Consider the following 14631-nt stretch of genomic DNA (forward strand, 5'->3'; position numbering starts at 1 on the left):
TGTATTTCAAAGTGCAATTCAATCTTATAGTTTAGTTTAAAAAGGATGTCAGTTGCATGACATCTTTTTTGTTGTGGGACAAAGAGGTGTTGTTTGTTTTGAAAATTGTTATTTTTGAGAGTATTCCATATAATGAGAAGTATAGGGGCTATACAGGGGAGTTATGAATGGATAATACTTTAGTTTGTTAATTATTTTGTTTTAATAAAAAAGTAAATTGATTTGGAGTGAAATACATTGGGACAAAATCAGTTTAGATGGAGTAACAAGCAATTACGAGAACATGTTGAAATAATAGACGGTACAAGAAGTCCACACAAATTATTAAAGAATGCAACATACTTAAATTCCTATATACGTGAATGGATGCAAGCAAATATTTGGATTTATGATGACCGTATTATATATGTAGGAGAAAAGTTGCCAGAGCAACTATATAAATGTGAAGTCATTGATTGTGATGGAAAGTATGTCGTTCCCAGTTACATAGAACCGCATGCACATCCATATCAGTTGTATAACCCAGAGACGCTAGCAAATCATGCGATGCAATTTGGGACAACGACTTTTATTAGTGATAATTTAACTCTATTTTTCACATTAAAACGTGAAGAATCATTTCGTTTATTAGAGGAATTTAAAAAGATTCCAGCTACTATGTATTGGTGGTGCCGTTTTGATGGACAGACTGAATTGCAAAACGGGGAATCTTTGTTTAATAGTAAAGAAATAATAGAATGGCTGAAACAAGAAGCTGTTCTTCAAGGTGGGGAGTTAACAGCATGGCCAAAATTATTACATGGTGATGATGAAATGTTAACTTGGGTGCAGGAAACGAAGCGATTGCAGAAGAAAGTAGAAGGCCATTTTCCAGGTGCATCTGAAACGACTTTAGCGAAGTTAAAACTGTTAGGTACAGATTGTGATCATGAAGCGATGACAGGGCAGGAAGCTTTCACTCGTCTTATGCAAGGTTACACCGTTTCTCTTAGAAATTCTTCCATTAGACCGGATTTAGAAGTTTTATTAAAAGAATTGTTGGAATTAGGCGTGAAACAGTTTGATAGATTTATACTTACTACAGACGGCTCACATCCTTCGTTTTATGAAAATGGAATGACAAACGTAATGATTTCTACCGCGATAAAACAAGGAGTGCCAGTAATAGATGCATACCATATGGCAAGTTATAATATTGCTCGCTATTATAATATGGAACATGTACATGGTTCGATTGCGACAGGTAGAATTGCTAATATCAATATTTTAGAAAGTAAAGAAAACCCAGTACCAATTAGTGTCCTTGCAAAGGGGAAATGGGTGAAGCGTGACGGTGTAAATACGCATGAAGCATTACATATAGACTGGAGTAAATATAAAGTAACTCCATTATCATTAGATTGGTCAATAGAAAAAGAGGATATGATTTTCTCTAATAAAACGGGGATACACTTATTAAATAACGTTATTACAAAACCATATACTAGTGAAATCAATATAGACTGTGATGAATTATCCACAGATCATGATGAATGCTTCCTCATGATGATTGCTCGTGATGGTACTTGGCGAGTAAATACAGTTGTAAAAGGTTTTGCGAAAGAATTAGGTGGTCTTGCTAGTTCTTATTCCGGCACAGGTGATATGATTCTCATTGGAAAAAGTAAAGAAGATATGCTTACAGCTTTTCGTAGAGTAAAAGAGCTCGGTGGTGGAATGGTCGTAGCAGAAAACAATGAAGTGTTACACGAAATAGCATTACCATTGCTCGGGATTATGTCTAATTTAAAAATGAGTGAATTAATACAGGAAGAGAAACAGATGGTGAAATTACTACAAGAGCGTGGCTACGCGTATGATGATCCAGCATTTACAATTTTATTCTTTTCTGCGACGCACTTGCCTTTTATACGAGTAACACCTATAGGATTATATGATGTGAAAAGTAGTAAGGTACTGGCTTCGCCGGTGAATTTAATAAAGCAATATTAAAAGGAAAGGCCCTATAATAGTCTAAATTATAGGGCCTTTTACATTATTAGTATAAGAATATTGTAAGCCTCAAATGATATAGTATCTAAATCATTTGAGGTGATATGTAAATATGAAAAAAATATTTTACATTTTAAGCATATTTATTCTGTGTGTATCGATACAACACGTTGTACATTCCCAATCAGATGCACCAAGGTTATCTTCGGATTGTCTCGAAGAAAGAAAAGTTCGAGATGAAAAGTATGTGAAGAATATAATACAGGACATTAAATCCACATTTAATTTAAATATTGATGAACATAGTTTTTGGGAAGTAAGTAAAAGAGATCTGGAGGCTGCCCATTTGATGTATGGTGGAAAGGAAAATGATTCTTATTATAATTCGCTAACTAAAATTTATGATAGTGGTGGATTTAGCGAACAGCCCAGCTTATTTGTGAGGGCGCAAGAAGCATTTTTACTTTATAAAGAAAAAGATAATATCAATGTAATGAAACGCCTAAAACTAGACGTTGAAAAAGGGGAATGGCTCGTTATAAAAACGAAAAAGAAGAAAGGGAAAAAAGTGAAATTCAAGCCTTTGCAATGTGAAAAAGATTATATGAAAAAGAGAAATGAATAACAAAATACTTATTCATGCTGTTTTTATTCAACGATATTTTGCTGTTGATTTGAAATAGAAAAAGGTAAACGAACATATTAGCTTTATGGAATATGTTTGTTTACCTTTTTTTGAGAGATTTAAAAATTGGGGATGTTTTTAGTTGGAAATTATGTACTGGCTAATGAACTTATAACATTCAATGAATTTGTTCTTCATAAACATTAGATTTTGTGTCAAATGATTTATACATTGCCGAACCACCTATGTATATTTTATTCTACAGTATTTATAAAAGAATATTGGCCATGCATAAGAAATATGATTGGCACAGTTTTTGCTTGTATTAAATGTAAGGAAGGGAGATTGTATGTAAGGAATCTGTACTCGTAATAGTATAAAACAAGCTACTATTGCATTATTAATCATAGTTGTATTTATAGCGGAACTGTAAATACATACAAATAAGTAGGTTTTCGTTTTAAAAATTCTGAATTTTCTTTTAAATTATTAGGGGGCAATGGTATGGTTAAATATTCGAAAATTTCTAAGTGGATTCTTGGTGTTGGACTAGTGACAATAACATGTAATGGTTTGCAAATTCAAGCAGAGACAAAAGAGAAAAATCTGAAGAACGTATTACAAATGGAGCCGGTAGGAATACAGAAATCTGTTGATGAATTGGCGCACCCTTCAAAAGTACAAGAAAATGCATCTTTTACAAAACGGTTAAAATTAGCGGATTTATCGCAGCGTCCACTAGCACCAAACGATAATATTAAACCGTTAGCTGAAGAAAAAAAGTATTCAATGGCTGAGTTAAATCAATTAAATAATAAACAATTAACTGATCTTCTTGTGACAATTAAATGGTATCAAATTCCAGAATTATTTCAGTTTAATAGTGATAGTCTTAAATTCTATCAAGATGATAGTCGAATGCAAGCAATTATTAATAAACTAGCAGAACAAGGACAAGCTTATACGAAAGATGATTCAAAAGGGATTGAAACATTAGTAGAAGCTCTACGTGCAGCATTTTATTTAGGTTTTTACCATGATGAATTAAGCAAACTAAATGAGCGTAGCTACCATGATAAATGTTTACCAGCTTTAAAAACAATTGCAAAAAATCCAAATTTCAAACTTGGTACATCAGAACAAAATAAAGTAATTGCATCATATGGAAAATTAATTGGAAATGCATCAGCAGATGTTGAAACGGTTTTATATGCAGGTGAAATTTTTAAACAATATAACGATAATCTTGCAACTTTCATTGAAGACCGAACAAAAGGAGACGCTATATATGAGTTGATGAAGGGAATTGACTTTGATATTCAGACGGATATGTACACGACTGGAAAAGAGCCTAAAGATACGATGTGGTTTCGAAATATTGATAACTTTATTAATGAAGTAAATCGTTTTGCACTACTTGGTACAGTAACAAATAAAAACGGATGGTTAATTAATAATGGAATTTACTATGCTGGCCGATTGGGCAAGCTTCATAGCACGCCGACAAAAGGACAACAAGTTGTTACAGATGCAATGCGAATTTATCCATATTTAGGAGAGCAATACTTTGTTGCGGCAGAACAAATTACTACAAATTATGGAGGAATAGATGCAAACGGAAAAACTGTAAATTTAGATCAAATTCGAGAAGAGGGTAAAAAGAAATATTTATCGAAAACGTATACGTTTGATGATGGAGCAATTGTCTTTAAAGCTGGGGATAAAGTTAGCGAAGAGAAAATTAAACGTCTATACTGGGCGGCAAAAGAAGTGCGTTCTCAATTTTATCGTACAGTTGGTAGCGATAAACCACTTGAAAGTGGACATGCTGATGATGTGTTAACGATGGTTATTTATAATAGCCCAGATGAGTATCAATTTAATCGTCAACTGTACGGATATGAAACGAATAATGGTGGGATTTATATTGAAGGGACAGGGACTTTCTTTACATATGAACGTACACCAGAGCAAAGTATTTATAGTTTGGAAGAATTATTCCGCCATGAATTTACGCACTACTTACAGGGAAGGTACGAAGTTCAGGGATTATGGGGACAAGGAGAAATGTATCAAAATGAACGTTTAACATGGTTTGAAGAAGGAAACGCAGAGTTCTTTGCAGGTGCAACGCGATTAGATAGTGTAGTACCGCGAAAAAGTATAATTGGTGGGTTATCTAATGATCCTGCAAAACGTTATACAGCATCACAAACATTAAATGCGAAATATGGAACGTGGGATTTTTATAATTATTCGTTTGCGCTGCAATCATATATGTATAATAAGCGCCCTGAAATGTTCGATAAAGTGCATGATTTGATTCGCGCAAATGATGTTTCAAGTTACGATGCATACCGTGCTACATTAAGCAAAGATAATAAGTTAAATGAAGAATATCAATCTTATATGCAAATGCTTATTGATAATCGCGATAAGTATACAATTCCACAAGTATCAGGTGAGTATTTAACTCAGCATGATCCAAAATCGCTTTCGGACATTACTTCAGATATTACGAATGAAGCGAAATTAAAAGATGTGAAAGTAACAAAGAATAAATCACAATTCTTTAATACATTTACACTACAGGGGACATATACAGGAAGTGCGGCTAAAGGAGAAGTTGAGGACTGGAAAGTGATGAATGAAGCAACAAATGATATGTTGAAACGTCTTTCAGGAAAAGAGTGGACTGGATATAAAACATTGACTGCTTATTTTGTAAATTACCGTGTAAATAATGCTGGGCAATTTGAATATGATGTTGTGTTTAGCGGAGTGAATACGGAAGAAGGTACGGCTGTAGAAAAAGAACCAAATAATTCATTTGAAACAGCAAACCCACTATCTTTGAATATTTTGTTAAGAGGAACCTTGAGCGATCAAGATCAGGGGGATAAATTTGTTATTGATGTAAAGGATCAAAAAGATTTACAAATTTCTGTTACGAACGAACAAAATCTTGGACTGAACTGGGTATTATATTCTGAATCAGATTTAAATAATTATGTAGCTTATGCAACAAAACGTGATGGAAACAAATTGCTTGGAAATTATAATGCAAAGCCAGGGAAATATTACTTAAGTGTATATAAGTATGGTGGTGGAACAGGGAATTATACGGTACAAGTAAAATAGTTTACTATAGTTTGTTTTGAAAGGCTACTTATCGCATTTTTTAGCGAAATAAAGTATGTAATGTTAAACATTAAACTAAGCCAACATATCCCTGTTCTAATTATAGAACAGGGATATGTTGGCTTTATATTTTCAAATTAAATAACCTCATTGGATTTTGACAAGAAAATAATTAATATAGATTTGAATTCTCATTCGTAAAGCATGTTTTAATCTTCTTAATGCTCTTTCATTTTTGTCTCAATGCTTGTTTTCAAATCAGTTGATACTTGATTGAAATACCCCAAAACGATCTCCCTAATATCATCGGATATAACTTTCAAATCACTAGCTAAGTTTTCAGCGAGATGTTCTTTTTCTATTGGCTGTAACTTCGTATAAAATTCACCAGCCTGCGTAAAGTCATCCTGTTTCATTATAGAAGTTCTTTCAAGTTTACCTTCAACGTACCTTCCTTCACCGGTTGTAATTTGATTAGCAGGTGTCCAATCTTGCTGCTGGTTAATCGTTAATTTGCGAAATTCTGGACCAATTCTTCTTCTTTGTGAATCACTGTAAATGTTAGCGCGCCCTTGCAGCATTTTATCATCTGATAGTTCTGCACCATCCAGTAAATTAGAAGGAGAGAATGCGACCTTTTCTACTTGTTCCATAAAATTTTCAGGATTTTTATTTAATACCATTTTCCCGACTGGTATGAGAGGATACGTCTGTTCATCCCATACTTTTGTGTCATCTAAAGGATCATAAGAAAGATGCACTTCATCTTTCGGATCCATGAGCTGGACGTATAAACCATACTCCACTGGTTTACCATTTTCAATAGCATCATATAAATCTTTCCCGCTATAATCAGGATTTTCAGCAGCTAGTTTAATTGCTTCTTTATTAGTAATGTACTGTACACCTTCAAATGGGTACCAATGATACTTTACATACTTTCGATTACCTTCCGCATTTCTCCATACATATGTATTAACACTATGTCCTGGAATGTGGCGAAGACTTTTGGCCGTACCATTATTAGAGTATAAACGGACAACAAAATGAATAGATTCAGGTGCTTTAGCGACAAAATTCCAAAATCTATTAGGGTCTATTAAGTTATTTTTAGGTGAAGGCAATAATGCTTGAATCGTTTCAGGGAAACGCATTGGGTCACGAACAGAAAAAACAGGAATGTGATTACATAAAAGGTCAAAAATTCCTTCTTTTGTATAAAATTTTGTGGAAAAACCGCGTACATTTCTAGAAGTATCCGGTGTTCCTTTCGTACTAACAGCTAACGAAAATCGCACCATAACAGGAACTTTCTCATTAGAATTTTGTAAAAAACTTAATTTAGTATGTTCAGACATCGAATATATCGTTTGAAAATAACCGAACGCACCAAATCCTTTTACATGAACGGGTCTTTCTAAAATTTTTTCATGAATAAATTGTTGTAATGACTCATGCAGTACACTATCTTGCTCTAGTACGGGTCCACGTGAACCAACTGTTTGAGAGTGAAGTTTAGCTTGTTCATTACGTTCGTCATTTTCATTAAAGTCTTTCCCTAGTATAGGTTGCCCTTGTTTATCATAGTTTTCATCCATCGATATAGCCTCCAAATCTTTTTTGTCCATTGTTACTAAATATGATTCTATAGCCCTAATTATGTACGACATGCAAAGTTCAAAGCAGTAACATACCGCTAGATGAAAAAAACACATATGTAGTGGACCTGTTGAAATAGAAGAAATTATGGAAAAATGAATATCGGGAAGAGAAAGCACACGTTTTACTAAAAAAGTGGAAAAAAACAACTATTAAAATTTCAATCTTAAAACTTAATTTATAAACGATTATATAGAGAATGAACGTTAAAAAAGGGAAAATAACTAGGAGGAATTTAAAATGTCGGATTGGTTTCAATTAGATAAAGAATATATGATGTCTACGTATTGTCGTACGAAGGTTGCGATAGAAAGAGGAGAAGGATGCAAGCTGTATGATGTGGATGGTAAAGAGTATGTAGACTTATTTTCTGGTGTTGGAGTGAACGTATTAGGGTACAATCACCCGAAAATTGTGCAAACGACAATGGAACAAGTTACGAAATCGCTGCATCTACCGTTTCATTTTTTAAATCCAGTTGCAATTGAATATGCAAAGAAATTAGTTGATTGCTCTTTAAAAAACGGAAAAGTCTTTTTTACAAACTCTGGTACGGAAGCGACAGAAACAACGTTGAAATTAATTGATAAATATAGAGCTAATACGGGTGAAGAACGTGAAGGAATTGTAGTACTGAAGAATAGTTTCCACGGGCGTACGTTAGGAGCACTTCATTTTACGAGACAGGAAAGTGTATATCAAAATTTCCCTAAAACATCGATTCCAGTATATGAAGTAGAGCGCGAGAATATAGAGCAATTAGAAGAAACAATTGTTAGAGAAAATCCAATTGCGATTATGCTAGAGCCTGTATTAGGAAGCGGGGGGATATACCCTTTATCAAGTGAATATTTACATGGTGTTCAAAACTTATGTGAGAAATATAATGTACTACTGATCGTCGATGAAATACAAAGTGGTATGGGGAGAACTGGTAAACTATTTGCTTATCAAAATTTCAAAATTACACCGGATATTATTCAAATTGGTAAAGGTGCAGGAGGCGGGATACCGCTTGGCGGAATTATTGTAGGTGAAAAGTTATGTGATGTATTCGCACCAGGAGATCACGGCACAACATTTGCTCATTCATCAATGGGAACGGCTTTAGGGTTAACGGTATTAAACACATTGATTGACGATGGTTTAATGCAAGAAGCGTATGAAACGTCACTTTATTTGAATGATAAATTGCAAGAAATTCAGAAAGAAAATTCTTATTATATTGGGGAAGTACGTCATGCTGGCATGATGTTTGGAATTAGTTTGAATGATACGAATGAAAATGTGAAGAAATTACAGGTAGAGCTAATGGATAAGGGGATATTAGTTGATGTTACACAAGGGAACATTATTCGTTTACTTCCTCCATATATAATTACAAAAGAAGAAATTGATGCATTTGTTAAGGAGTTTATCTCTTGTATGCATAGTTTAGCAGCTACAAGTGTTTAAAAACTTTAATGAAAAAGTACCTTGATTTCTATTCAAATAGGAAGAAAATAAGGGTGAAAAAAATAAATTTACAAATTAAATTAAAAAGCTGAAAAAGGTACTCATATAGCGCCTTCTTCAGCTTTTTAATTTTAATAAATTACTTAACCTATGGAGCATCTCATTGGACAAATATTTAATTATGTGAAACAATAATAACAGATAAGGAGACGTTAATTTTCCTTAAGTGCTTCGAATTAATTTTATTCAATAAGAGAAGGTGTGCTTAAAGAAGTTAAATTAAAAAGGAGCTGTTTTATTATATGCAACAAAATAATGATTTAAATTTTGAACCTCAAGACGTTAATATTGTCAATCCTAAACAAGCCAGGAAAGCAGTAATTGCTACTGGCATAGGGAATGCAATGGAGTGGTTTGACTTCGGATTATACGCGTATTTAGCGGTAATTTTAAGTCAATTATTCTTCTCAGGTGTTGATAATAGTGGGTTGCAACTTGTACTTACATTTGCTACTTTTGCAGTGGCCTTTCTCGTTCGACCAATCGGAGGTGTATTCTTTGGTAGAATAGGAGATAAGTACGGCCGAAAAATCGTGTTAAGTACTACTATTATTTTAATGGCACTTTCTACATTATTCATCGCATTACTACCAACCTATGAACAAATTGGTGTATGGGCACCAATACTTCTTTTAGTTGCCCGAATGATTCAAGGCTTCTCTACAGGCGGCGAATATTCAGGAGCAATGGTTTATATCGCAGAATCTTCTCCAGATAAAAAGCGTGGTATACTCGGTAGTGGTCTTGAAATTGGAACACTCTCAGGTTACATTGCTGCATCGGTAATTGTTACCATTTTGACGTTATTGTTAACAGATGAACAAATGCTCAGCTGGGGCTGGCGTATTCCTTTCTTAATAGCTGCACCAATTGGTTTGGTCGGTTTATATTTACGCCGTCATTTAGATGAATCTCCCATCTTTGAAGAGATGGAAAAAGCACAAGAGGAATCTGAAGACAACGAACAATTTTCATTTATGGATATATTAAAATATCACAAAAAAGACTTCTTATTAAGCACAGTAATTGTCGCCTTCTTTAATATTACGAATTATATGATTCTTTCGTATATTCCTTCTTATCTAACTCAAGTACTTAAAGTCAAAGAAACAACTGGCTTATTAATTATTTCAATTACGATGGCACTTATGATTCCGCTAGCACTTTATTTCGGTAAATTAAGTGATAAAATTGGTAATAAACGCGTCGTGCAAATTGGTTTACTTGGTTTAACTGTATTTGCAATTCCGGCATTTTTACTAATAGGTAACGGACATATTGCAGCTATATTTGCAGGTATTTTCATTTTAGGATTCTTCCTAAGTGTATATGAAGGAACGCTACCTTCATTATTACCATCACTATTTTTCACCGATGTACGTTATCGAGCACTTTCGATCTCATTTAATATTTCTGTATCGATATTCGGTGGTACAACACCGCTCGTATGTTCATACTTAGTTCATGCAACCGGTAACCCGCTTGCACCGGCATTTTATTTAGCAGGTGTAAGTATTATTGGATTAGTCGTATTTAGTGTATTATTCGTTACAACTTCAGGACGTGCGCTAAAAGGTTCATATCCTACAGTAGAATCGAAAAAAGAAGCACACCTAATTGCTAAAGAAGATCCTGAAGAAACACTTTGGTGGCATGAAGAGTCATTAGAAATTGAAGCAGGGAAAAACGCTTCAATTTAAAAATTAATGTAGAAGTATAAAAAGACTCCTATGAAAATAGGAGTCTTTTTGTTATGTTATTTCTTTCTTTTCTTCAAACTCTTTTGATACACGTAAAGCTTATGAATCTCTTCCTTAAATTCATGCAAAAGTACAGTGTTTTCCTCATTTGAATAACGCACTGTATTATAAGCATTTACAATAATATGACTCTCAATATTTACATCTTCTTCACGATTTATTCTATGTAACCATGCTTCAATAGTTTCTCCTCGATTTCTATTTAAAGGGGGAGTTAACTTACTTTCAAGCTTAAAAATCTCTTTTCGAATTTCGTTATGTGGCGGTTTGTTTCGTTTCAAACGTTTTTGGCTCATTCCTTCTTTATCAGTGATAATAGTAGATTCGAAGGCAGGAATATTTGGTAAACTTAAATATTTACGTCTTTTTATTATTTTCCAAACGACGTAAATAGCAATGACTGTACAAACTACTATAGTAATGCTATTTATGAGAGTTGGATCAAAATCACGCTGTCCAAATTCATCTTTAATTTGAGGGTCCTTTAAATTCCCTTTATTCGCCCAAAAATCGTCTGTTTCTTTTGATTCAGCTGCCGAAAATAACGGATTAATGGCGTATCCAAATCCTAAAGCAACTACTTGTACGACATAAGAAAAAAGAAGCCGGATGTATGGGAAAATAGGAATAAGAAAAGCACTAATTATTCCAATCGTAATAAGAGAAGCGAAACGTAATAACTGTTGATTCCGATTTGCCCCAGTTAACCAAAATGTAATCATAATGTGTATAACTAATAGTAACAGCTTCCACAAAGGTGGAAAGGGCGCAAAAAATATGGCTGAAATACTAAACCAAACAATACCGCCTAACGATTTTTGAACTGGATATCCTGGTCCGACTACATGTACGATAAAGAAGAAAAGCGGTAACATAATTGTGCCAAATAGAGAGAAAGAGAGAAAGAGAGAACAACCGATTATTTGAGTAAGTAACAGTATGACAAAACCTGTTGTTTTTTTCTTCATTAGTTTATGGATAAGAAATACTCCTATATAGCCTGTTGCTAAAAATATAGCAATACCGATGAGTTCACCTCTTTCCGTTAATAACGAAAGGAGGAGCAGCAGAATAAAGTCATTAACGTGATAAAGCCAAGTTTTCAAGCTTTTCCACCATCCCTTCGTTATTAATGAGAAACGTAGGCTGAGAGAGAAGAGGGAGTTCATTTCTCTGTAAACCAATGTATATCATTGTAGACGATCGTTCTCTTTTTCTCGTTACATAATGAAGAAATCCTTGTTTCGGAAGTAACGTACTATCATCTGAAATACGTGCTAATTCTTCTAAAGCTTTTGCATATTGTGTTTGCCCTTCATGTAACGATAAATGTAATGCACCACCTTCTGCTAATACACTAATAAATAATTCAAACGGTATGTGATGCTTCGTTGCATATTGGCAAATGTATGTTGCGAATGAAATTAAATCTTCAACATTATCTTTCCAACCAAATCCACGATCGGCAGCTAAAGAAAGACAAATCGTCCAACTATAATTTTTTACAGTTTCAAATTGCTTCGCTTGTAATTCTTGCATTTTAGCAGATGCCTTCCAATGAATAGAGCGGAAAGACTCACGCTCATATCGCTTTACACCGATAATAGATGTTTCATCATTGTAAAAAGAAAAATTAGTTCGATAAGAACCAGTTAGAAGTTGCTGAAGTTCTTGCAAACCTGCTACTTCTTTAGGAGAAGGATACACAATAATTTCAGTTCGTAATTTATCAAAAATGGGCAAATGTACAGTTAAAAGATGAAAAGGATCTTTTAAGACACATTCGAACTGTTCAATTTGAAACACACCACGCTTCGTTGCGGTTAATGTTAAATCCCATTTTTGCGCCGAATGTGCGGGTTGTGAAAATGGAAAAGAGAATAGTGTTTTTGATATTTGTTCAATTCCTTGATCCTTTTGTGGTATAAGGGAAGAATTCAAATGAAAATAACAAACACCGTTAACGAGCGGTATATTTGCGCCATTTTTTAAATGAATAAAAAACTGCCCAGATTCATTAGGAAAAAGCCGAGTAGTTTGTTTCTCATTTACGACTTCAAATTTTTTTTCTATGTAAGCGACATATTTATAAATGAAAATCGCAAATAAATAATAGAAGAAAAAGAGAAACATAACGATTCGTTGTGGCATGAAAAATGTAAATAGTATAGCGCCTGGGACAGTTAGTTGAATAATATGGAGTTGGAAAAATAAAGGTACAGTTACAACGCGCTGTCCATTCATGTTTGTTCAATCTCCACTGGTACGTCAACCTCTTTTAAAATCCTTTGCATAATTTCATTTTTTGTCGTACGTAATGCACCTTCCATTGATAAGACGATACGGTGATTCCAAACAGAAGGAACTAAAAATTGTATATCTTCTGGCGTGCAATATTCTCTGTCGCGTAAAAAGGCTAGTGCTTGAACTGCGCGTACTAAAGCTAATGTGGCACGCGGGCTTACACCATTAGCTATGTAATCATGATTTCTTGTAGCGTGAGCAAGTTTAATAATGTAATGTTCTAACGGTTCTGATACGAAAATTTCTTTTACTCGTTTCTGTGCTTCTAAAATATCATCTAAAGAAATAACAGATGTGACACTTTCTAGTGGTACATCGCTACGAAAACGTCGCATCATTTGTAGTTCATCTTCTGGAGATGGATAACCAATTGAAATTGTCATTAAAAAACGATCAAGCTGTGCATCTGGTAGTGGAAAAGTTCCTTGTGATTCAATTGGATTTTGCGTCGCAATGACAAAGAACAGTTTCGGAAGAGGAGTAGATTGCTTTTCAAGCGTTACTTGTCGTTCCTCCATCGCTTCTAACAAACTAGACTGTGTTCTAGGCATAGCACGGTTAATTTCATCCGCAAGCAAAATATTAGTCATAACTGGTCCAAGTCTTAACTCGAATTCACTCGTTTTCAGATTGAAATATTCAATACCTGTTACATCGCTCGGAAGTACATCCGGTGTAAATTGGACGCGAGAAAAATTACCACCAATACTTTTAGAAAGTGTTTTCGCAAGTAACGTTTTCCCCGTACCAGGCACATCCTCAAGCAGTACATGTCCATCAGCAAGCAGTGAAACAAGCAGTAGATCAATAACATTTTCTTTACCAACAAACACAGATCCTATGTTTTCTTTCAATTTATTTATCATATGTACCATTCCTTTCAGTATAAAAGAGCTAATATTTCTATATTTTAACAAATTATTCAGAAAATTGGTATCATTTTTAAATTCAAAAAAATAGATATTTAATTATTAAATTACTCTTGCATATTTTGGAATATGATTATACAATATCGGTATACGATGTATCGCGAGTCGATATATCATGAGGCGATGTATCGGAGGTAGTTATAATGAATGTGAAGGCGCAAAAATATATTCCGTTAACTGAGGCGACATACTACATATTATTGTCACTTGTAAAGCCAATGCATGGTTATGGAATTATGCAAATGGTAGAAGAGATGACAAATGGAGAAGTAAAACTCGGTCCTGGTACGTTATACGGGAATACGACGAAATTACTTAAAGAAAAATTAATTGTTGAAGTTGCCTCTACAGATAGAAAGAAGTGCTATGAATTAACTCCGTTTGGGAGAGAAGTGTTGGAGCTAGAGTACAACAGATTACAGCGTTCAGTTAAAAATGGGAATAGTATATTAGGGGAGTGAATGGAAGATGGAAACAAAAAGGGTATTCAAATTTTTTACGGCATGGAATTTAGAAAAAGAAGAAGCTTTTTTACGAAAGATGCATCAACAAGGTTGGGCATTACAAAAATACAATTTAATGTATACCTTTAAGAAAACTGAGCCAAAAGATGTAATATATAAAGCTGATTTTAGATTGGTTTATAGAGATTTGTAAATGTCAAGATGATCATGTACATTTTCACTTGTTTAAGCATGTACAAATT

General features: G+C 34.0%; 10 protein-coding genes and 1 pseudogene. 7 read left to right on the forward strand and 4 right to left on the reverse strand.

The genetic code is table 11. The features are described from left to right. Nucleotides 1-237 precede the first annotated feature (237 nt). The 3 genes from ACODS7_RS12145 (at nt 238) to colA (ending at nt 5758) form a co-directional block, all read left to right on the forward strand. Nucleotides 238-1992 (forward strand): adenine deaminase C-terminal domain-containing protein, encoded by a 1755-nt coding sequence (locus ACODS7_RS12145; RefSeq protein WP_043936963.1) that lies wholly within the window; start codon nt 238-240, stop codon nt 1990-1992. 112 nt (nt 1993-2104) lie between these two features. Beyond that, nucleotides 2105-2617, forward strand: coding sequence for a hypothetical protein (locus tag ACODS7_RS12150; RefSeq protein ID WP_000719367.1), 513 nt, complete (start codon nt 2105-2107; stop codon nt 2615-2617). Nucleotides 2618-3121: 504 nt separating this feature from the next. Further along, nucleotides 3122-5758, forward strand: coding sequence for a collagenase ColA (gene colA / locus ACODS7_RS12155; RefSeq protein WP_243168230.1), 2637 nt, complete (start codon nt 3122-3124; stop codon nt 5756-5758). A 218-nt stretch (nt 5759-5976) separates the two neighbouring features. Here colA and ACODS7_RS12160 read toward each other — a convergent pair whose 3' ends face one another. Continuing rightward, entirely contained in the window at nt 5977-7356 is a 1380-nt protein-coding gene (locus tag ACODS7_RS12160; protein ID WP_243168229.1) for a catalase, read from the reverse strand. A 301-nt stretch (nt 7357-7657) separates the two neighbouring features. Here ACODS7_RS12160 and ACODS7_RS12165 point away from each other — a divergent pair, with 301 nt between their 5' ends. Both ACODS7_RS12165 and ACODS7_RS12170 read left to right on the forward strand, forming a co-directional pair. Beyond that, nucleotides 7658-8872: an aspartate aminotransferase family protein gene (locus ACODS7_RS12165; protein ID WP_016081127.1), complete on the forward strand. Its 1215-nt coding sequence runs from the start codon at nt 7658-7660 to the stop codon at nt 8870-8872. 302 nt (nt 8873-9174) lie between these two features. Then, the gene (locus ACODS7_RS12170) at nt 9175-10632 is read left to right on the forward strand and encodes an MFS transporter (protein WP_029442665.1); all 1458 of its coding nucleotides are present in this window, start codon (nt 9175-9177) and stop codon (nt 10630-10632) included. Between the two features lie 56 nt (nt 10633-10688). On the opposite strand, the gene ACODS7_RS12175 is transcribed toward ACODS7_RS12170, so the two are convergent. Genes ACODS7_RS12175 through ACODS7_RS12185 form a run of 3 tightly spaced genes read right to left on the reverse strand, consistent with a single transcriptional unit; the run spans nt 10689 to nt 13862 of the window. Next, the gene (locus ACODS7_RS12175) at nt 10689-11798 is read right to left on the reverse strand and encodes a DUF4018 domain-containing protein (protein WP_029442664.1); all 1110 of its coding nucleotides are present in this window, start codon (nt 11796-11798) and stop codon (nt 10689-10691) included. Beyond that, a complete protein-coding gene (locus ACODS7_RS12180; RefSeq protein ID WP_029442663.1) occupies nt 11773-12936 on the reverse strand; it encodes a DUF58 domain-containing protein in 1164 nt (387 codons plus the stop codon). The genes ACODS7_RS12175 and ACODS7_RS12180 overlap by 26 nt, the downstream gene beginning before the upstream one ends. Beyond that, on the reverse strand, nt 12933-13862 hold the full coding sequence (locus tag ACODS7_RS12185) for an AAA family ATPase (protein WP_029442662.1): 930 nt from the start codon (nt 13860-13862) through the stop codon (nt 12933-12935). The genes ACODS7_RS12180 and ACODS7_RS12185 overlap by 4 nt, the downstream gene beginning before the upstream one ends. A gap of 206 nt (nt 13863-14068) precedes the next feature. Here ACODS7_RS12185 and ACODS7_RS12190 point away from each other — a divergent pair, with 206 nt between their 5' ends. Then, nucleotides 14069-14386 carry a PadR family transcriptional regulator gene (locus ACODS7_RS12190; RefSeq protein ID WP_029442661.1) on the forward strand — a complete coding sequence of 106 codons (318 nt, stop codon included), beginning with the start codon at nt 14069-14071 and terminating at the stop codon, nt 14384-14386. A 7-nt stretch (nt 14387-14393) separates the two neighbouring features. After that, nucleotides 14394-14576: pseudogene (locus ACODS7_RS12195) on the forward strand (DUF2812 domain-containing protein); the annotation flags it as partial. Between the last annotated feature and the right edge of the window lie 55 nt (nt 14577-14631).

It is taken from the genome of Bacillus sp. FG16, assembly GCF_057809515.1.